We start from the raw sequence: 18,033 nt of genomic DNA on the forward strand, positions 1-18,033 counted from the left end.
TTCGGGTGATAAAAGTAACTACTCCTATCTTACCGAAATTATTATGGAAAGGCAATTAAGACGACCTGAGCCAAACCGAAGCTCCCCACAAAGCGCAACCAATCAATTTTTGAAAGCGGGATCGGTTGGGCCACCGTCCGTGGTTGATTTTCCACAAAGCCGTGCGATTCCATTGCTTGGGCTAATTGTTCCGACCAGGTAATCGCGCTGAGGATTGCTTTGAAATACAAACGTGGCGACCAAAAACTCAGGGTTACGCCCCGCATTTGCCCGGCGGCTTTAATCGTTTTAACCGCCGTTACGATCCGGGGCAATAAGTTGATCGCCGCTAAGGTGCCATAGGCAAATTTCGCTGGCAAGTGAGCGTTTTGTTCGAGCGACCGCGCCAAGCGTAAGGGCGGGGTACTTAGGGTCACGGCGCTGCCCAAGAGGACGTAAACGTAGACCCGGCTGGCCAATACGGCCGCAAAAAACCAATCGTGCCCCGGGGTAAACAGCCCGATGGTGATTGAGAGCGTTGCTGCCGGAATGGCCGGCACGACCAGTAAGCGCAGCAGGGTTAGCAGCCCGGGCCGCGTGGCGATGACTAATCCGAGCCCCACGGCGATCAATAGGAGGTTGACAACCAATTTTTGGGTAAAGGAGATTTCTAACGAGAGTAACAGGACTAATAATAACTTGAGACTTGGGTTCATGAGCGTACCTCGGCAAGATCTTGGAGCTGCTGGTGGCTTAAGTGCAGGTGACAATCCACCCACCCCGCCAAGCCAGCCAACTGGTGAGAAACCACGATGATGGTGGCCGGTTGAACGGCTTGGCAAGCCGTGATTAACTGCCGGACGGCTTGGGCCGAGGCGGCATCCAGCCCGGCAAAAGGTTCATCTAACAATAGGACCGGTTGGCCCATCATCAGCATGACTAATAATTGGAGCTTCTTTTGCTGCCCCCCGGACAAGGAGTAGACGACCCGGTCTGCTAACCCTGTGAGTCCTAGTAGGTCAATGGCTGCCGTTAGGTTGGCGGGGGTGAAGTAGGGGTGGCGTCCCTGCGCTTGGCTGAGGGCTAATTCTTCGGCCATGGTGACGTTTAGGAATTGGTCAGCGGCGTGCTGGAAGACCAAGCCGACTTGCCGGCCCCATTGCCGGGGCCGATACTTTTGCAACGAGCGCCCCTGCAGGGTTAATTCGCCTTGGTAGGGAACTAATTTGGCCAGGCACTTTAAGAGCGTCGATTTGCCACTGCCGGATTCGCCAGTCAGCAGGGTAATTTTGTTAGCCGGAATTTGGCAGTTGGCCTGGTCTAATAAGCGTTGGTGGGGGCGCTCAAGGACCAGCTTGCGCCCCACGATCGCGGCCGGCCAGGTCCTTGCGGCTTGGGTGGGCAGGGCAATCGGCTGAGCGGCGGCCGTTAAGAGGGCTTGCGCCGCCGCTTCAGGCAGCTGGGTTGCTTGATGGGCCCGGTCAAAGCGGATGATTTGTGGTTGCACCGCTTGGTAATTGGCCAGGTCGTGGTCGGCAATAATCACCGTTTTACCAGCGGCCACTTGGGCTTGTAATTGTGCTAACAATAAGGCCCGGTTCTTGGCATCGAGGCTGGCGAAGGGCTCATCTAATAAGATGACGGGCCGGTGCATAGCAATCACGACTGCTAAAGCCGCCCGTTGTTTTTCCCCCCCGGACAAGGTCGCAAACTGGCGGTCCGCCAGGTCACTGATGCCCACGGTCGCAAAGGCGTCCCGGATGCGATGGCGCATTTGGTGCCGGTGAACTTGCAGATTTTCGAGGGCAAATTCGGCCTCGTGTTGGGGCGTATCCAGGGCAAACTGGAGACTCGGGTCTTGAAAAAGCATCGCCGTTTCTTGTGGGGCCAAGTTAATCGCGGCCTGCGCGTTTAAGTGACCGCCGTATTTTGGCAACAGCCCGGCCAAGAGGCGCAACAGGGTCGACTTGCCACTGCCTGAGGGGCCATAAAGGAGGGTAAAGCTGCCCCGGGGAATGGTCAGGTCGGCGAGCTGAAGCACTGGTTGGTGGGCCTGGTAACTAAAGATCACGTTTTGGATCGTAATTGGGTCAGTCATAATTAAGCGGGTTTAATGACGTGGGCGCGTTCCAGTAAGTTGGCAATCAACTTAACCAGCACCCCGCAGAAGACAAACATGGAAATAAAGCGTGCGACTAGCAAGATCAAGTTGAGCCCCAGGCTAAAGTGGGCGTAACCGTTCCGGAACCAGTCCCACCCGAAGGTAATCAGCGTCGCAAAGAAAGTTGATGAAGCCAGCCCGAGCCAATCGTAATGCTTGTAGCGCGTAACGGCGAACCCAAGCTCGGTCGCAACCCCTTGGACAAAGCCGGAGATCAGATTAGCGGCCCCCCATTGGCCACCTAAAAACATTTCACCGGCGGCCCCGAGAAATTCACCGAGAAAGGCCGCCCCGGGCCGGCGTAAGAGCATGGCTGCCATCGGACCGGCCATGCACCACAGGCCCATGGTTAAATCATTGGCCATGGGGCCTAAACCAACGGGCGTTAAGAGAATGGAAAAACCATTGTAGATAAAGTCCCCGGCGTAATAGATCACCCCGAAGATGATCCCGATTAGCGCCAGTAGGATAATATCCTTTAAGTGATAACGTGTCGACATAATACTTCCCCCTGGGAAAAAGAAATTTCAATCCCATGTAAAAACGCTCCCAAGCATTCGTCTGGGAGCGCGGGTTAAATTCGTCTTCAAAGATCTACCGAATGTAACTCCCTACGCTGGTACTAACCAGATCAGGTTAATGGGTATCATCTCAGCCAAAGGCACCCCAGACATGGTAATTGATGCCTTCATTGTAGCGAATCACCCGGGAAAGATCAAGCCGAGGGAGCTACTAAATGTGGTAACCGGGGCTTTAACGCAATTGGGGAAAAGCGGCGGGACAATTATGCACAGACTGTGGATAAATTTGGGGACAACATGGTGAAGGATTGAGGATAATAAGAATGATAGGCTATTTGCAAGGTGTGGAAAAGGTGGGAGTTATCCCCAAGATTTGGTGGATAAGTCGGTTACTTTGGGGATAAGTTGGGGATAAGTTATAACCATCAGTCCAATTTCAAAACCACGGAATGTGGTTAAAAAATTGGCTGGGAAAATATCCCGTCTGCTGATACCACGTTCCGTGACTTTAACGACAAAAGAAAAAGCTGAGCGGGAATTGCTCAGCTTGTGATGATTCAGCGGAGATTAGTGTTGTTTGAACAAGTTAGTCAACAAGTCCATAAAGGTGGCCAGGTAACGGTCCTTATCAACGTTGACTGCGACTTGCACATTCGGGTTCGGTTCGTTGAGCCGGTCCTTGTCCCCAATCGTGCGGGCGTAGTTGTGTTCATCGTAGATCACCTTCATAAAGAGGCTGATCGTTTGAACGAAGGATGGGTCCAAAGAAACCCCAACCGCCAGTGGGTCGTGCAGAGCACAACCATTCTTGTCGATGTCTAAGTTGTAGTAGGCATCGATGTAGAAGTCGGTAATGTCGGCAAAGGCTTGACCGGCCTTCGTGCCAAGGTCGCGCCATTGTTGGGTTTCCTTCTTGGTCAAGAGGGTTCGCAAAGTAACGTCCAAGCCGACCATCGTCAATGGTAAATCACTGGTCAAGACGTCGTTGGCAGCCTTGGCATCTTGGTTGATGTTGGCTTCCGCCACGTCCGTCACGTTCCCTTCGACAGTCAGTGCCCCACCCATGAAGGTAACGTTGCCGATCAAGTGGGCAATTTCCGGATCCTTCTTTAAGGCCGCCGCTAAGTTAGTCATTGGGCCGGTTGGGATGATGATCAAGTCCTTGCCGTACTTGTGGGCGGCTTCAATGTAGAAGTCCACCCCAGACATTTCTTCTAAGGGGCGCTTTGGGGCCGGCAGGTCGACGTCGCCGATCCCGTTGTCACCGTGAATGTCCTTGGAAACTTGCATCACCTCAAAGTGATCGCTGGTGCTGGAATGTGGCAAACCTAAGAAGACCGGTACATCTTCTTGGCCTAACAATTCCAACAGCTTCAAGCTATTTTCTGCACAAACATCAAGCAAGTTGTTCCCGTAAGAAGAAACGATCCCGATCAGATCTACGTCGGGAGCGGCCACGGCGTAAGCGATTGCTAAAGCGTCATCCACCCCAGTATCTAAGTCGAGAATCATTTTCTTTTGAGCCATATTAGTCCCTCCAAATGTTTTCTATGCGTTTGTTCAAGTAGTAACGTTTTACTCCTTAATCATACCGAATCATGAAAGGGAATACAATTGGCAATTGCGGTTTTTTGCGCCGGTGGGGGGCCAATGCTACAATAAAACTACTGAAAATTAGCGGAAATGAGGCAAAAAAGATGACCGAAAAGATGTATGACGTCACCATTGTCGGTGGCGGGCCAGTGGGGATGTTTGCGGCCTTTTACTGTGGGCTGCACGAATTAAACGCGCAACTGATCGAAGCCTTGCCAACCTTAGGGGGCCAACCCGCCGCGCTGTACCCAGAAAAACAAATCTGGGATGTAGCCGGTAAGGCGGGGGTGACCGGGCGCCAACTTGCGGCGGACTTAGCGGCCCAGATGGCGATTGCCCCGGTGGACACGGTGGTCGGCCAGATGGTCACCAACGTGCAAAAAGATCCGGATGGTTGCTTTACGATTACGACCGACCAAGCCACCTACCGGGCCAAAGCCGTTTTAGTGGCGCTTGGCAAGGGCGCTTTTACCCCCCGGTCCTTAGCGCTGCCGGGTGCCGCTGAACTTGATGACCAGCAGTTGAGCTACTTTGTCACGCAGAAGGCCGATTTTGCGGGGCAAGACGTAGTGGTTCTCGGCGGTGGGGATTCCGCGATCGACATGGCCTTGATGTTGGAACCAGTAGCCAAAAGCGTTAAGTTGGTTCACCGGCGCGACCAGTTCCGGGCGCTGCCTAAGATGGTGTCGGACTTGCAAACGTCAGCGGTAGAAATTTTAACGCCCTATTTGCCAAAGGAAATCAGCAGTCAAGCAGATGGCAAGGTTAGTTTGACCCTCAAGAAAATGAAGAGCGAAGAAGAATTGACCCTTACCCCGGATCGGGTGTTGGTCAATTACGGTTTTACCTCCAATAATGCCGCCCTCAAGGACTGGCAATTAGACCTGGCGAGTGAACACCATTTGATTCAGGTTGATTCGACGATGCAAACCAGTGTGGCGGGCGTGTACGCCATTGGGGACGGGGTAACCTACCCGGGGAAAGTTGCGCTGATTGCCAACGGCTTTGGGGAAGCGCCAGTGGCCGTAACGGCCCTGGCCAAAGCGCTCTATCCCGATAAGCGCCTGGCGATGCACAGTTCATCAATGAAGATCAAGGCATAGAAAAAAGCCCCGCCGCGGGGCTTTTTTCTATGCCTTAATTGTTGCCATCGGGGTTGGTAATCTTAATCCGGTTGGAACTGGTTGACGAGTGGTTCAACTCTGGCGCATCGGTGGAGAAGAGATCGGCGGTTGTCTTCTGGCCGTTTTGCGCAAAGAGGCTGGTGGATTTATTGCCGAGCTTGCGGTCCTTTTGCTCCAGTTTTTGCAACCCGTTGGAGTAGTTGTAATCACTAGCGTTGACCTTCTTAAAGCCCTTCGGCGTGTAGAAACGTAAGAGGTTCTTTTGGTTGAGGGCATCCGAGAGGTGCAATTCCTTAGTGACAAAGCGTTGGTCGGCTTCGACTTGCTTTTGTTCTTTGGCCGTTAAGTGGGCAATCTTCCCCGTGGTCGTATCATAGATCGTCCCGTTGACGCTGGTGTACTTTGGTGTCACAAAGTCTTGATTGCGAAAGGCCACCAACTGCCGGTGTTGACTGGAGAAGAGGTCGGTCCCAAACATAATGTAGCGCTTGGTGGAAATCCCCAAGAGGTGCAGCAAGGTCGGCAAGACGTCGATTTCGCCTCCGTAGGTTTGGTAGATCTTCCCCTGGTCGGTTCCGGGGATGACAAACATCAAGGGAACCCGTTGCAGCATGGCGTTGTCGAAGTCGGTCCAATCTTCGTTGGAACGCCCTAAGACACTGGCCAGGTACTTGTTTTCAGAGTTGGAAATTCCGTAGTGGTCCCCATAGATCATAATCAAAGAGTGCTTTGCCAGGCCGGATTTGTCCAGGTAAGCAAAGAATTCCTTGAGCGACTGGTCCAGGTAGTGGGCAGTGACAAAGTAGTCATTGACGGCGGTATTACCCGTGTCAACAGTCGTGAAGTTCGGGTCCTTGTCTTCGCTGTCCAATTCGTACGGGAAGTGGTTGGTAACGGTGATGTACTTGGCGTAGAACGGTTGTTGCAAGTGTTCCAAGTACTTAATCGAATCCGCAAACAACAACTTATCCTTCAAGCCATACCCGGTGGCCTTGTCGCCGGAAGTATCGTAATACGAAGCGTCGAAGAAGTATTGGTAAGCCAGGTTCTTATAGACGTTATTACGATTCCAGAAGGAGGCGACGTTGCCGTGGAAGACCGCAGTCGAATACCCACCCCGTTGCTCTAAGATGGCCGGCGCGCCTTCGAAGGTATTGTCGTTGCCCAGCGTCGCAAACAGGGAGCCTTGTGGCAGGCCAAAGGTGCTGGTTTCCAGCATGTTTTCGGCATCGGAGGTCTTCCCCTGACCGACTTGGTGGAAGAAATTGGCAAAGGCGTAGGTGCTGTTGCTGTGGTAGAGCGAGTTTAGGAAGGGGGTAACTTCTTGGTTGTTGATCTTTTTATCAATTAAGAACTGCTGGAAACTTTCCAGGTGGATCACAATCACGTTTCGGCCCTTAGCAATCCCGTACAGTTGGTCGTTGGGTTTGGCGTAGTTGGTATCGGTAAACTTCTTTACCTTTTCCAGCTGGGCTTTCGTAGCCGACTTACGCATGTTGTAAGTGTGTTGGGACCGTACCAGATCGTAACCAGTAAAGGTATCGATCCCCAGGTATTTTACAATGTAGGTCCGGTCAAAGGTCCGCCCTAACAACTGTGGGCGATCAAATTCGGCGACCATGATGTTGAGTCCTAAAATCAAGAGACCGACCGAAGTAACGGCAAAGGCCAGCCGGTGGCCCAAGGCCCGCGGGTCAAACTTGATTTTTTTCCCTAGCATCAGTAACAAAATAATGACGATGTCCACCCAGTACAAGAGGTCGTGGACATTGGTTAAGGCTAACGAGGAACCGGACAGGCCTTGGTTGACCTTGGAATAACCGGTCATGGTCGCGATCGTCATAAAGTCAGTAAATTCCCGGAAGTAGATCACATTGAGGTACAAGAGGACCGTATTGGCAATATAAAGCCCCATGGTGACCGGGTAAAAGAAGCGCGAACGCTTGAAATAAAGGCCGATACTCAGCAGGATGATCGTGGTGGCCAGGGGATTGAAAAAGGTAATTACGCCCTGGATAAAGCTGGTATCACCGAGTTTAAAGTCCATCACGTACGCAAACAGGGTTTTGAGCCAAAACAGGCCCACCAACAGGGCAAAAAAGCCCGTCCGCGTATTGACGAATTTCCCTAGTTTTCGCATTTCGGGTATCCTCACAAACATTAAATTTCGGCCGGGGAACGGCCGAGCGGCACTAGTTTTCACCGGGGATTTCCCGGGAAATAGTTCAACGTCCCCCATTTTATCACATTCTAGATTGCTGGTCGGGTCCGGCGGGGATTGTAGCAGAAAATTAACGGTTTGCAGCCGGAAAAAGAAAATAACAGCGGGACAACGTTGGTGAAGTCGAACATAAGTTGATGTTTAGTGGTAAAATGATGATATTGATAAAAATTAGTTCGGGGGGAGTGCAACAATGCAAATTAAAATTTATGATGATCAACAAGCGCACGCGATGGCGACCCAGTTTTTCGGTCATGATTACCAAGACCCGGGGGTAATGAAATGGGGTGGCTTTTTGCTAAGTGAACATACCGCTTGCTTGCAGGCGGCAACCGCGGCTGCCGACATAAAAAAACCGTCATCCCAAGCCCCCCGGGCTGGTGATGACGGTAGGTAAAGGTTATTGATTAAAGGTGCCGGCTTCGACTTGGCGAATGAAGTCAGCGAGGTGCCGGTAGTAAACGGCCGGGTTGTCGACCATGTGGTGGTGGCCACCATTTGGCGTCGTGACCAACTTGGCGTTTGGAATCAAGTCAGCCATGGTTTGGGCTGTGGCCAACGGCATCGTTTCGTGTTCCCCGAAGGTCAGCAAGGTTGGCACCTTGATGTTCTTCAGTTGGTCGCGGAAGTGCCAGTCCTTTAGCTTCCCGGTAATGACAAACTCATTATCCCCTTGGAAGGCGTTGTAAACCGCTGAGCCAGCGATGTCGGCCAAGTGGTAAAGCTTCGATGGCTGCTTGCGGTCAACGTAAGCTTCGTTTAAGGCTTGGACGTTGGCTTGGTAACGCGCGTTGGCGTAGTCGTTGTTGGCTTCGCATTCCTGCATAAAGGCCACTTCGGCGGCAGGCAACAGAGCTTCCCGACATTGGTTGACGTGGGCGACGTATTCGTCGATTTCATCAACCATCGAAGAAATAATGGCCCCTTTGAGGTGTTGCCCGTACTTAACGGCGTATTCTTGGACCAACAAACCACCCCAGCTTTGGCCGATTAAGTAGAAATTGTCGATCCCCAGCTTTTGCCGGACTTCTTCGACTTCATCCAAAAAGTATTCGTAAGTCAAATACTTGGCGGCAATGGCGGGATCTTGGTAATCCGGTTGGTCTGAATATAACGAACCTAACTGGTCGTACATATGAACTTGCACGTCTAAGCCTTGGGCCTGTAATTGCTGGGCCGTATCTTCCCAGTACTCGTGATTGCCCCCGGGACCGCCGTGCAAGGCGAGTAAGTGGATCGGGCCATCGCCTTGCGTGTTGGTCCACAAGTGATAGCCGTTATCCAAAGTTAAAATGGTTGTCCCTGTTTTCATAAATTATCATCCTCTCTTTTGCCCGATAAAATTAAGTATACGCCTTCAAACCATAAAACGACAATTAATCCCGTCCCGCGTGGGGCAAAGTCAAGTGACAATGGGACAGGTCGAGGGTGTAGGTCAAGGCTTCATTGCCCCGCAAGGTCATTAAGTAGTCGGTGGCAAAGAGGATCAATTCCCACTGGTGACCAGCAGCTAAGTGGTGGTAGATCGGCTGCAGCGGGAAGGTGACGTCGACAAATTGGTCGGGACGCAATTCGTCAACTTGACTGGCGGAATGCCGATTTTGCAGGTTGATATGGCCAAAGGCGATCACTTTGGCTGGCGTCGGCTGCTTAGCCAGTTCAAATTCCCGCAGGTCATCACTACCGAAGTGCCACCCGGCCCGCAGACTTCGCGGGGCGATGACAACCGGACTGGTCGTTAAGCGTTTGGCCTGTCCCCGGTCAACCAAAAAGGCGGATAACAGCCCGTGGTCGGCATTGACCTTGACCCGGGCTTGGACGACCGGGGTCCCTTGAAAGACTTGTGGTTGCGTTTGCGGCGGGGTCAGGAAATGAGCAGCAAAGGTACCATCATCGGCCAAGAGGGCTTGTTGCCATTGCGCGGGATCCTGACACCACTTTTGGTAGGTGGCAGTAGGGTGACCATCGGTAAAGAATTGGGTAGTAGCTTCAACGGCGTGGGGGGTTAAACGCCCGGTACCCAGGTTGTAGGTGGTAGTGGCGGCACCGTCCCATTGGTCCGCCGGGTGCCAAGTTTGCGGCTGGCGGTTGTCTTGGACCAGGAAGTTAGGCAATAATTCGTCCGCCCCGTTGGCCAGCCCCCAGAGGTGGTGGGCCAGCCAGAGGTTGACCATTTCTGCAAAATCCAGGGACTGAAAGGCGTTGATGTAGATGTGTTGGCCTTGGTGGAGAATCACTTTCGGGTGGGCCCCCTGGGCGATCAGACCATCGTAAAGGGCTTTGGCTTGGTTGGGTTTGACGTTGTCATCATTGAGACCGTGGACCAACATGACGGCACACTTGATGTTTTTGATCGCGGGGCGGTAGTTGCGTTTGGCCCAAAAGGCATTGTAATTCCCCGTTTGCCGATCCTGGGCGGCGGCCATCACTTTGAGGTAAACGTCGTTGGTTGGTTTGATTTTGAGGTAGTCGGCTAAGTTGCCCGTCCGGCTAAAGGTCTCGGCCGCTAAAACGTCGGCGTCCTCCCCTTGGAAACCACCGGGCGCCATTACCAAGCCGTTTTCCCGGTAGTAGTCATACCAGCTCGAGATTGCGGCTTCGGCGATGATGGCTTTTAAGCCGGCCACACCGGTCGTGGCCACCGCGGTTGCCAGGGTGCCTAAATAAGAACGGCCCGTCATGGCGACGTTACCGTTGCACCAGTGGGCTTTAATCACTTGACCGCTGGTCCGGTCGGTAAAGGCCCGGCGGTCGCCATGGAGCCATTCCACCACGGCTTTCATCGCGGCGGTTTGTTCAGGCGACCCACAGGTTTGCAACCCATCGGAATCCTTGGTACCAATCCCGGCGGCGTAAACAATGGCGTAGCCACGGGCTGCTAAATAGTTGTTTAAGCTGTAAGCCGGCGTTTCGCTAAAGGTTTCACTGGCTTGACTGGTTTCACCGGTGACGGTGCGGTAGTGCTTGGGCGCCGGAAATTCCATTTCGGTTGGGGCCTGAAAGGTAGCTTCCTTATGGGTCAAAGGATGATTGACTGGGTGGGTCAACTGTTGGCCCCAGTGATCATTGGTACCCTGGTTGTAAGGGCTGGCCGTAAAGACAGCTGGGACGGCCAGTCCTTGGTCGGATTCGGCCGGCCGCATAATTTCAGCCTTGACGAGGTCTGCTTGCCCGTCAAAGTCGGTATCGAGGTCGGTTTCAATGTAGACGACTTCGCGAATGAAGCGGGCCGGGTCAAAGCATGCGATGGGCTGACCGTTGAAGGTCAGGGGTTTTTCAGTGGCCGGCAGTTGGTAGGTCCAAGCCAAGGCCCCTTGGGTCGCCAGTTGGTCCAAGTAGCGGTATCCGTGCTTGGTTCGGCTGACCAGCAGGGCATAGAAGGCGGTAACCACGGCTTTAGCGGTCCACTTGGTCGGGCTGGGCAGGGGGAGGTTGATTTTGGCAACGGCCGCACTTGGCGCTTCGACTTGATAATCAACGTCAGCTTCAAAGCCCAATAGTTGGAGGGCTAAGAGGTGAAAAGCCGCCGTGGTCAGGGATTGCTCGCTGGCAAGCCAATCAGCTGCCGAAGTGGCCGGATCAATCGCCAGGCCGGCTAGCCATTGCTGTCCGGCTGGCGCACTCTGGGCAGCGGGGTGGCTGTTCAGCAATAATTGCCCCAAGAGGGCTTTGGGGGCAAGTTGTTCCCAATTCGTTGGCAGGAACTTTAGCCGGGTTAATTCAGCGACTTGGGTTGCCAAGTCGGTCGCTTGGATTGCAAATTGATGGTTTCGCATGGATCTGACACCTCAACTTAAAATAATTACCCCCATTATCGCACGTTCGCGGATAATGGGGGTAATGATCAACTTAATTTTCAGTTTTGTTCAATTTACTGTGTTGGTAACCGTAGGCAAAGTACAGCAGTAAGCCAAAGGTAAACCAGATTCCGGCCCCGATGAAGGTTTCCAGTTTTAACAGGGTAATCATGGCCAAGCAAGCGATCCCGGAAAGAATTGGCAAGATCGGGTACAACGGCACCTTGAAGCCTTGCGAATTGTCAATGTCGGTCCGCTTGCGCAGCGGGATAATCCCAAAGGAAACGAAGGTAAAGGCCAGCAGGGTCCCGATGTTGACCAAGCTGGTCAGGTTATCTAAGGAGACCAGCCCGCCCATGAAGGCGATGATCACGGCCACGACCCACAGGGCATTTTTGGGAACCATTGTGTGAGGATCTAATTTCGCCAAGAAGGTCGGCAACATCCCGTCCCGGCCGATTGAGTAGACCAACCGGGAACTGGAGTAGATCATCGTGAACATCATGGTGAACATCCCCACCAAGGCCCCGATGGACAGCAGGTCCGCCAACCAACCTTGGTTGACGCTCTTTAAAGCAAAGGCAACCGGGTTGGCGACGTCTAGTTTGGTGTACTTGACCATTCCGACCAAGACGGCGGCAACGGCCATGTAAAGGACGGTCGCAATGACTAAGGTCCCAATGATCCCAAAGGTCATATTTTTCTTAGGGTTTTTCACTTCAGCGGCTGACGAAGAAACGGCGTCAAAGCCAAGGAAGGCAAAGAAGACCGTCGTGGCCCCCGTAAAGGCCCCACCCAACTTGTAAGGCAAGAAGGGGTGGTAGTTGGCGGGCTTGATAAAGAAGACCCCGACAGCCACGAAGGCGACGATGATGATGATCTTCACCAGGACGGCCAGGTTGTTGACCCGGACCGAAGCTTTCATTCCGTGAGCCAACATGGCGGTAATCCCCAGGACAATTAAAACGGCCACCAGGTTGATGTACGTTCCGTGGGCCGGGTCAAAGGGACCGGTTAAAGCATGGGGCAGCCGGATTCCAAAACTTTCCAGCAAGGATAGGAAGTAGGCGGCCCACCCGGTCGAAACGGCGGCGACGGCCAGCATGTATTCCAAGATCAAGGCCCAGCCTAAAATCCAGCCGATGATTTCACCAAAGACCACGTTCCCGTAGGAGTAAGCACTCCCGGCGACGGGCAGGGCAGAAGAAAATTCGGCGTAACACATGGCGGCCAAGGCGCAGACAATGGCGGCTAGTAAAAAGGATAGGATCACGCCGGGACCGGCATCAACGGCGGCCACGTTCCCGGGCAAAATGAAGATCCCGGTCCCAATGACGGCCCCGATCCCGAGCGCCATTAAGTCGAAAGCTGATAGCGACTTGACGAAGTTTTTATCCGTTCCCAAGTAGCGATCGAGGCTTTCTTTACGCATGATATTCAATTTCATTGGAAAGTCCTCCGTGGGTATTCTGCGATAATTGCTAATCCAATTTTATTTAAAATTAAATGAGAAGTCAATTAGAATGTTTTGTGAAACCGCTTCTTTATGGGGTTGAACGGAATGGTTGCTTTTTAAAGCCGATCCGTTGACAATAGAGGGCGAAGACAAACTGACAACAATCAGGAAGGAAAATGAAATTATGGCAATTGAAAAAACCAGCGGCGCTGTCGTGTACCGGGTGCAAGATGGCCAATTGGAATACCTCTTGTTACAAAGCACCAACCGGGGGAACTTTTGGGGCTTTCCGAAGGGCCACGTCGAAGGCGCCGAGGATTTAATTACGACCGCCACCCGCGAAATCAAAGAAGAAACCAGCCTCGCGTTAACGGTCGACCCGGCCTTTTCGGTCTACACGGAGTACGACTTGCCCAATGGCAACCGCAAGGAAATGACGTTGTTTACCGCGCTGGTCCCAACGGAGACGACCTTGCAACTGCAAGCGGCGGAAATCAAAAATGCTGCTTGGCTGCCTTACGAACAAGCGCGGCAACGGTTAACCTATCAAAATTTGAAACAACTCTTAGATCAAGCCCACGCCCATTTAAGGGAGCAAATCAATGCCTAAGCCACCGGTAATTATCCTTTGTGGGGCGGCGGGAACCGGGAAAACGACGGTGCAGCAGTACTTGCGCCAGCGCTTTAACTTAGCCCGGGTGATCACGCACACCACCCGGCCGCCGCGCCCCGGTGAAGTGGCCGGGCAAGACTATTACTTTGAGACGCCGGCTTCCATGGCCAAATTGCACTTATTTGAGCAGGTGGAGTACGATCACTATCGCTATGGTTCATCGCAAGAAGGCCTGCAACGGGCCTTGGCTGATCATCCGGGGGCGGTGATGGTCTTGGATACCAAAGGGGCCGTGACCTATCGAAAAGCGCTTGGGGATCAGGTAAAGGTGCTCTTTTTAACGGTGACGGATCACCAGCAACTCCGGCAGCGTTTGACCCACCGGGGGGATGCCCCCGCGGCGATCGCTTCCCGGCTGGCCAGCGAAGAATTTCAGCGTGATTTGACCCTGCCGCCAGCTTTACAAGCCCAGGCCCTGATCTTAAGAAATGATGATTGGGCCGCCACGGTCGTCCAATTAGAACGGTATGCCACCCAATGGGGATTGAAGGGAAAATAAATGAGTGAATCAATCGCAACGGCTTTGCAGACATTAAAGCAGGCCAACTACCGGATTACTAAGCAACGCCGCCACTTGTTGGCTTTGTTGGCAGCGCAATCGGAACACTACATCGATATTACGACCTTAGATGATCAGATGCGCCAAGCTTTTGCCGGGGTCAGTCACAACACGATCTACCGCAATTTGGCGGAGTTTGCGGCCTTAGGATTAGTGGAGATTACGCGGCGGTCCAACGGTCAGGCCGTCAAATTTCGCTGTGAGCGGCCCCACCACCACCACTTTATCTGCCAGACGTGCGGGCGGGTCTTGGAGATTCAGATGCCGAAGTGGGATCCCAGCTATTATGAGCAACAATTACCGGGGGCCAAGATTACCGGCCATAATTTTGAATTGTATGGCCAGTGTCCGAAGTGTGCCAACCGGCAAAAGTCGTAAAGATTTACGATTTCTTTAATGTTTGCCCGGGTGGGAATTTAGTACAATGAGGGATAAAACAAAGTTAGCAAGCACCGGGGCGGCTGCCTGTCAGGTGCTTGGGGAGGAAAAAATGGCCAAGACACCACCGTTTGTCACCCCCTTTGCCTTGGTATCATTAGTGTTGGCCCTTGGCGCGACCAACGTGGTGGTTAACAAAACCACTCATACCAATGAAGGGGCGAAGGTGACGACCACCACGACCAGTACTGATTCAGAGCGTCAAGTAACGCCAAGTGACCGGAGTACTTCGGATCGGCCCAAGGATGACCGTGACGCAAGTGATGATCACAGCCAAGCGGATCATTCAGCGACGGCGCCGAGTCAAGCGGACCGGACCAGTACGACGTCGCAAACAACGACGACGGATCATTCAGAGCCAACAGACGATACCACCGCAACGTCAACGTCGGCTTCGCAGGCCAGTTCAGCCGCCACCAATAACGCGTCGACCGCGTCCAGTAACTAGGGGGGATGACGATGTTTAGCTTCTTAGACATGATTAACAGCTCGCTGAGTTACTTTAACATCAAGCCGACGCTGAAAAATAAGATTTACATTGCCATTGCCACCTTGGGGGATGGCTACTTAATTTACGTTACTTGCCGGCTCTTTTTGAACCAAGTTTGGTTGCGGGGGCTCTTGTATTGTTTGGCCGTGGTTTTTTTAACGTACTATCTGTATTTAAATTTTGTCTACTACTTCTTAGATCGGACCTCGCGGTTTGACTTCTTATCGCCGTGGCTAAGCAAGGTGACCGGGACCGCCCCGGATGCGACGACCGGGAAAATGCCGCGGCAAAGGCGCCAAGCGGCTTTGAATCAAGCGGCGGGCTATTACGAAGACCACGACACGGTTCGGGCGGCGGTAACGATTGATGCCACGGAACAAGCCAACTTGCGGGCCTTGGTGGACCAACTGGTGGCTGAGCACCTTTTGGTGGCCGAATATGATGGTTTGAGTGAAGCGGAAATTTTGGCGCAGTACCGGGCCAAAAATGAACCAGTCCCGGCCTTAAATTCGGGCCAAACCCTGCCGTATTATGAATTGGTCCATGAAGCGGCTCGCCACCGCTTGACGATTTACGCCGGGATGAACGCGATGGACAAGCAACCGGTGGGGCACATTACCAAGGTGGGCTTAACGGATGCGCATGATGCGCGGGTGCAATACCAACTGTATTTGGCGAAGCTCTTTGTGACCGGCGGCCCCCATAAGATTGCCGGGCGGCGCGACACCACGATCTTAACCGATGGGGATTTTGGGCTTGTAGCGTACTTAGCCTACCGGGAAAAGCAGCCTAAGGGATAGAATTAGGAAATTCATAAGGGAAACGTCATGGAATTCAAAGCTGTTGCTGGGGACTAAAAAGTCAACGCAAGGCTGACGGACGCGCCTGGAAAGCGTTTTTTCGCTTGCTGGGCGCGTTTTGACTATTCATAAGTAAATGATTGTGTTCAGTTTAAATTTAACGTGCGATAATAAAAACAACAACTTTGGTGAAAGGGAGGGGCGGTTGAACGTGAAAAAAGACCAAACCTATACCGAAACAATTATGCACAGTATTCGGCGCGACATTATTCTGGGGACGTACCGGCCGGGAGATAAGTTAGTGATTTCGGAGTTGAAAAAGTACTATCAGGTATCCTTATCAGTCATCCGGGAAGCGTTAACGCGCCTGACGGAACAAGAAATTGTCACGGCGACTCCCAACGTCGGCTTTCGGGTGGCTCAGATCAGTCCCCAGGGGATTCAAGAACTCAAACAGGCCCGGTTGATTAACGAAGGGACGGCGATCAAGTTGGCAATTGAACGCGGCTCGATTGAATGGGAGGCCAAACTGGTGGCGGCCTACTATAAATTAGTCCATACGGAGATTTACCTGCCCAAGACCCAACAATTAAATCTGGAATGGTTTATGGCCCATAAGCACTTTCACATGACCATTGTCGAAGGTGCGGGCAATCGCTTCCTATCCAAAATCTGCTTGCGCTTATGGAACCAAAGCGAGTTGTCTCGGAGTCAAGCCTTGGTGGGGCATAAGGTTGCCCCCGGAATCGAAGAACACCGGCAGTTAACCAAGGCGATTACGGACCGGGATGTTGACCGGGCCTTAGAAATTCATGCGGCGCACTTAACCAACGGGATTAATCACCGGCAAAAGTAGCAGTGCTGACGATAAAAAAATAAGTTGACCCGGGTAGGCACTGACCCATTGGGCCACGAAAAGTTAAATTAAAAAAATCTCATGTTAAGGGGTTGACGAAACCGTCAAAAGCCCCTATACTCTTAACCAACAATTAAAGATCAATGAGAAAGACGCGGAGGGAACCCGTTCTGGTGCCTTGGTTAAGAGAGTCAACGGTTGGTGTGAGTTGATCCAAATCTCCAGTAACATATCATTCCTGAGTTACCGGCTGAATTGCAGTAGGCTTGGTTGGGGGCCACCCATTACAGTGGTCGCGGATTCAATCAGAGTCCGTAGTAAGATGGTCGTTAATGACGACTAAGTGGGATGGTACCGCGCGGCAGCGCTCCTATAATGACAATGGTCATGATAGGAGCGCTTTTTGTTTTTCCGCCGGTCCCCAGGAATTGAGCCCAGAACACTCCATCACATATTTGCTAATCTTTCCGCTCACCAGAGCCACATATCCCGGCGCGGCTTTCTTAGTAGGACTGGCTGCGATCTTTGATGACATATTTTATTTACACTTAGCTTTTATGGAGGTAATGATAATGACTCAATTAAATGCCAAACAAACCGAATTTGCCAACGCGCTGTACCAAGCTTACGCCAAGAACGAACCGTTAACCGAAAGTGATTGGACAGGGGTGGTGACTGACGATGACACGGCCTATGCCGTCCAAGACCAGGTTATGCAACTTAAGGGGCAACCAGTTGCGGGTTACAAAGTATCGTTGACCAGCAAGCAGACCCAAGACATGTTTGACGCGGATTCGCCGCTGTATGGTCAGCAAGTGGCTGAACGGTTCTTAACGGCGCCGGCCGACGTTAACTTGGCGGACTTAAATGAACCCTTAGTGGAAGTTGAACTCGCCTTCCGGGCAAAAGAAGATTTACATAGCAATGATTCCCTGGACGATCTTTTACATAAGGTAACGGTGGCAGGCGCGTTAGAAGTGCCGGATGCCCGCTTTAAGGATTGGTTCCCGAGCCTGGGCAAGTACAATGTGATGTCCGATTGTGCCGTTGGGGGCCTGGTGGTGTTAGGAACGGAAAAAGATGCCGACTTGGTCTTTAGTGATGTTGCGGCGGCCGCAACGGTCAATGCCACGCTGGTTAAGGATGGCAAAGAATTGGCCAGTGGGACCTCAGCCGAAGTGCTCGGCAACCCACTGGAATCCTTAAAGTGGCTGGTCACCAAGTTGGAAGCCCAAGGCAAGGGCTTTAAGGCGGGCCAAGTCGTTTCTTCGGGGACCTTTGTCTTGCCGCCTCACCTGACCGCCGGAAAGTGGGAAGTGCACTTTGACCACGAATTGGGTGACGTGGTCGTAAATGCTAAGTAGG

17 protein-coding genes and 1 riboswitch are annotated in these 18,033 nt (G+C 52.6%); of the genes, 9 read left to right on the top strand and 8 right to left on the bottom strand.

The annotated features are described in order from the left end of the window. Positions 1 to 41: 41 nt before the first annotated feature. The 4 genes from BN54_RS07825 to BN54_RS07840 form a co-directional block, all read right to left on the bottom strand. Positions 42 to 695 (bottom strand): energy-coupling factor transporter transmembrane component T family protein, encoded by a 654-nt coding sequence (locus tag BN54_RS07825; protein WP_019206633.1) that lies wholly within the window; start codon positions 693 to 695, stop codon positions 42 to 44. Then, positions 692 to 2,077 carry an ATP-binding cassette domain-containing protein gene (locus tag BN54_RS07830; protein WP_019206634.1) on the bottom strand — a complete coding sequence of 462 codons (1,386 nt, stop codon included), beginning with the start codon at positions 2,075 to 2,077 and terminating at the stop codon, positions 692 to 694. Before BN54_RS07830 ends, BN54_RS07825 begins: the two co-directional genes overlap by 4 nt. Positions 2,078 to 2,079: 2 nt before the next feature. Further along, positions 2,080 to 2,640, bottom strand: a complete 561-nt coding sequence (locus tag BN54_RS07835) for an ECF transporter S component (RefSeq protein WP_019206635.1) — start codon at positions 2,638 to 2,640, stop codon at positions 2,080 to 2,082. Between the two features lie 91 nt (positions 2,641 to 2,731). Beyond that, positions 2,732 to 2,819, bottom strand: a riboswitch (TPP riboswitch). 409 nt (positions 2,820 to 3,228) lie between these two features. Further along, positions 3,229 to 4,188: a nucleoside hydrolase gene (locus tag BN54_RS07840; protein WP_019206637.1), complete on the bottom strand. Its 960-nt coding sequence runs from the start codon at positions 4,186 to 4,188 to the stop codon at positions 3,229 to 3,231. A gap of 170 nt (positions 4,189 to 4,358) precedes the next feature. Between BN54_RS07840 and BN54_RS07845 the strand changes: the two genes are divergently transcribed. Continuing rightward, positions 4,359 to 5,357 carry an NAD(P)/FAD-dependent oxidoreductase gene (locus BN54_RS07845; protein ID WP_019206638.1) on the top strand — a complete coding sequence of 333 codons (999 nt, stop codon included), beginning with the start codon at positions 4,359 to 4,361 and terminating at the stop codon, positions 5,355 to 5,357. Between the two features lie 34 nt (positions 5,358 to 5,391). Here BN54_RS07845 and BN54_RS07850 read toward each other — a convergent pair whose 3' ends face one another. Then, a complete protein-coding gene (locus tag BN54_RS07850; protein ID WP_019206639.1) occupies positions 5,392 to 7,518 on the bottom strand; it encodes an LTA synthase family protein in 2,127 nt (708 codons plus the stop codon). A gap of 274 nt (positions 7,519 to 7,792) precedes the next feature. On the opposite strand from BN54_RS07850, the gene BN54_RS07855 reads away from it, so the two are divergent. Next, positions 7,793 to 7,996 (top strand): hypothetical protein, encoded by a 204-nt coding sequence (locus BN54_RS07855; RefSeq protein ID WP_019206640.1) that lies wholly within the window; start codon positions 7,793 to 7,795, stop codon positions 7,994 to 7,996. Between the two features lie 3 nt (positions 7,997 to 7,999). Here BN54_RS07855 and BN54_RS07860 read toward each other — a convergent pair whose 3' ends face one another. The 3 genes from BN54_RS07860 to BN54_RS07870 all read right to left on the bottom strand — a co-directional run bounded on the left by BN54_RS07860 (position 8,000) and on the right by BN54_RS07870 (position 12,843). Next, a complete protein-coding gene (locus BN54_RS07860; RefSeq protein ID WP_019206641.1) occupies positions 8,000 to 8,911 on the bottom strand; it encodes a proline-specific peptidase family protein in 912 nt (303 codons plus the stop codon). 64 nt (positions 8,912 to 8,975) lie between these two features. After that, a complete protein-coding gene (locus BN54_RS07865) occupies positions 8,976 to 11,375 on the bottom strand; it encodes a Xaa-Pro dipeptidyl-peptidase (protein ID WP_019206642.1) in 2,400 nt (799 codons plus the stop codon). A 73-nt stretch (positions 11,376 to 11,448) separates the two neighbouring features. Beyond that, positions 11,449 to 12,843: an APC family permease gene (locus BN54_RS07870; RefSeq protein WP_019206643.1), complete on the bottom strand. Its 1,395-nt coding sequence runs from the start codon at positions 12,841 to 12,843 to the stop codon at positions 11,449 to 11,451. 193 nt (positions 12,844 to 13,036) lie between these two features. On the opposite strand from BN54_RS07870, the gene BN54_RS07875 reads away from it, so the two are divergent. From BN54_RS07875 to BN54_RS07905, 7 genes are all read left to right on the top strand, one after another. Beyond that, positions 13,037 to 13,462 carry a bis(5'-nucleosyl)-tetraphosphatase gene (locus tag BN54_RS07875; protein ID WP_019206644.1) on the top strand — a complete coding sequence of 142 codons (426 nt, stop codon included), beginning with the start codon at positions 13,037 to 13,039 and terminating at the stop codon, positions 13,460 to 13,462. Continuing rightward, positions 13,455 to 14,024: a guanylate kinase gene (locus tag BN54_RS07880; protein WP_019206645.1), complete on the top strand. Its 570-nt coding sequence runs from the start codon at positions 13,455 to 13,457 to the stop codon at positions 14,022 to 14,024. Before BN54_RS07875 ends, BN54_RS07880 begins: the two co-directional genes overlap by 8 nt. After that, the gene (locus BN54_RS07885) at positions 14,025 to 14,462 is read left to right on the top strand and encodes a Fur family transcriptional regulator (RefSeq protein WP_019206646.1); all 438 of its coding nucleotides are present in this window, start codon (positions 14,025 to 14,027) and stop codon (positions 14,460 to 14,462) included. A 112-nt stretch (positions 14,463 to 14,574) separates the two neighbouring features. Beyond that, positions 14,575 to 14,970, top strand: a complete 396-nt coding sequence (locus BN54_RS07890) for a hypothetical protein (protein WP_019206647.1) — start codon at positions 14,575 to 14,577, stop codon at positions 14,968 to 14,970. 11 nt (positions 14,971 to 14,981) lie between these two features. After that, positions 14,982 to 15,812 carry a DUF6681 family protein gene (locus BN54_RS07895; protein WP_019206648.1) on the top strand — a complete coding sequence of 277 codons (831 nt, stop codon included), beginning with the start codon at positions 14,982 to 14,984 and terminating at the stop codon, positions 15,810 to 15,812. Between the two features lie 211 nt (positions 15,813 to 16,023). Beyond that, positions 16,024 to 16,668, top strand: a complete 645-nt coding sequence (locus BN54_RS07900; RefSeq protein WP_056954349.1) for a GntR family transcriptional regulator — start codon at positions 16,024 to 16,026, stop codon at positions 16,666 to 16,668. Between the two features lie 572 nt (positions 16,669 to 17,240). Then, positions 17,241 to 18,032 carry a 2-keto-4-pentenoate hydratase gene (locus BN54_RS07905; protein ID WP_019206650.1) on the top strand — a complete coding sequence of 264 codons (792 nt, stop codon included), beginning with the start codon at positions 17,241 to 17,243 and terminating at the stop codon, positions 18,030 to 18,032. Position 18,033 lies beyond the last annotated feature (1 nt).

Origin of the sequence: Limosilactobacillus ingluviei str. Autruche 4 (genome assembly GCF_000312405.1) — a bacterium.
GTDB lineage: Bacteria > Bacillota > Bacilli > Lactobacillales > Lactobacillaceae > Limosilactobacillus > Limosilactobacillus ingluviei.

Excerpts from the sequence above, each read along its gene's own strand:
- BN54_RS07885 (WP_019206646.1), top strand. The coding sequence starts at position 14,025 with ATGAGTGAATCAATCGCAACGGCTTTGCAGACATTAAAGCAGGCCAAC.
- BN54_RS07875 (WP_019206644.1), top strand. The coding sequence starts at position 13,037 with ATGGCAATTGAAAAAACCAGCGGCGCTGTCGTGTACCGGGTGCAAGAT.
- BN54_RS07830 (WP_019206634.1), bottom strand. The coding sequence starts at position 2,077 with ATGACTGACCCAATTACGATCCAAAACGTGATCTTTAGTTACCAGGCC.
- BN54_RS07865 (WP_019206642.1), bottom strand. The coding sequence starts at position 11,375 with ATGCGAAACCATCAATTTGCAATCCAAGCGACCGACTTGGCAACCCAA.
- BN54_RS07840 (WP_019206637.1), bottom strand. The coding sequence starts at position 4,188 with ATGGCTCAAAAGAAAATGATTCTCGACTTAGATACTGGGGTGGATGAC.
- BN54_RS07895 (WP_019206648.1), top strand. The coding sequence starts at position 14,982 with ATGTTTAGCTTCTTAGACATGATTAACAGCTCGCTGAGTTACTTTAAC.
- BN54_RS07855 (WP_019206640.1), top strand. The coding sequence starts at position 7,793 with ATGCAAATTAAAATTTATGATGATCAACAAGCGCACGCGATGGCGACC.
- BN54_RS07845 (WP_019206638.1), top strand. The coding sequence starts at position 4,359 with ATGACCGAAAAGATGTATGACGTCACCATTGTCGGTGGCGGGCCAGTG.
- BN54_RS07890 (WP_019206647.1), top strand. The coding sequence starts at position 14,575 with ATGGCCAAGACACCACCGTTTGTCACCCCCTTTGCCTTGGTATCATTA.
- BN54_RS07880 (WP_019206645.1), top strand. The coding sequence starts at position 13,455 with ATGCCTAAGCCACCGGTAATTATCCTTTGTGGGGCGGCGGGAACCGGG.
- BN54_RS07825 (WP_019206633.1), bottom strand. The coding sequence starts at position 695 with ATGAACCCAAGTCTCAAGTTATTATTAGTCCTGTTACTCTCGTTAGAA.
- BN54_RS07905 (WP_019206650.1), top strand. The coding sequence starts at position 17,241 with ATGACTCAATTAAATGCCAAACAAACCGAATTTGCCAACGCGCTGTAC.
- BN54_RS07835 (WP_019206635.1), bottom strand. The coding sequence starts at position 2,640 with ATGTCGACACGTTATCACTTAAAGGATATTATCCTACTGGCGCTAATC.
- BN54_RS07850 (WP_019206639.1), bottom strand. The coding sequence starts at position 7,518 with ATGCGAAAACTAGGGAAATTCGTCAATACGCGGACGGGCTTTTTTGCC.
- BN54_RS07860 (WP_019206641.1), bottom strand. The coding sequence starts at position 8,911 with ATGAAAACAGGGACAACCATTTTAACTTTGGATAACGGCTATCACTTG.
- BN54_RS07870 (WP_019206643.1), bottom strand. The coding sequence starts at position 12,843 with ATGAAATTGAATATCATGCGTAAAGAAAGCCTCGATCGCTACTTGGGA.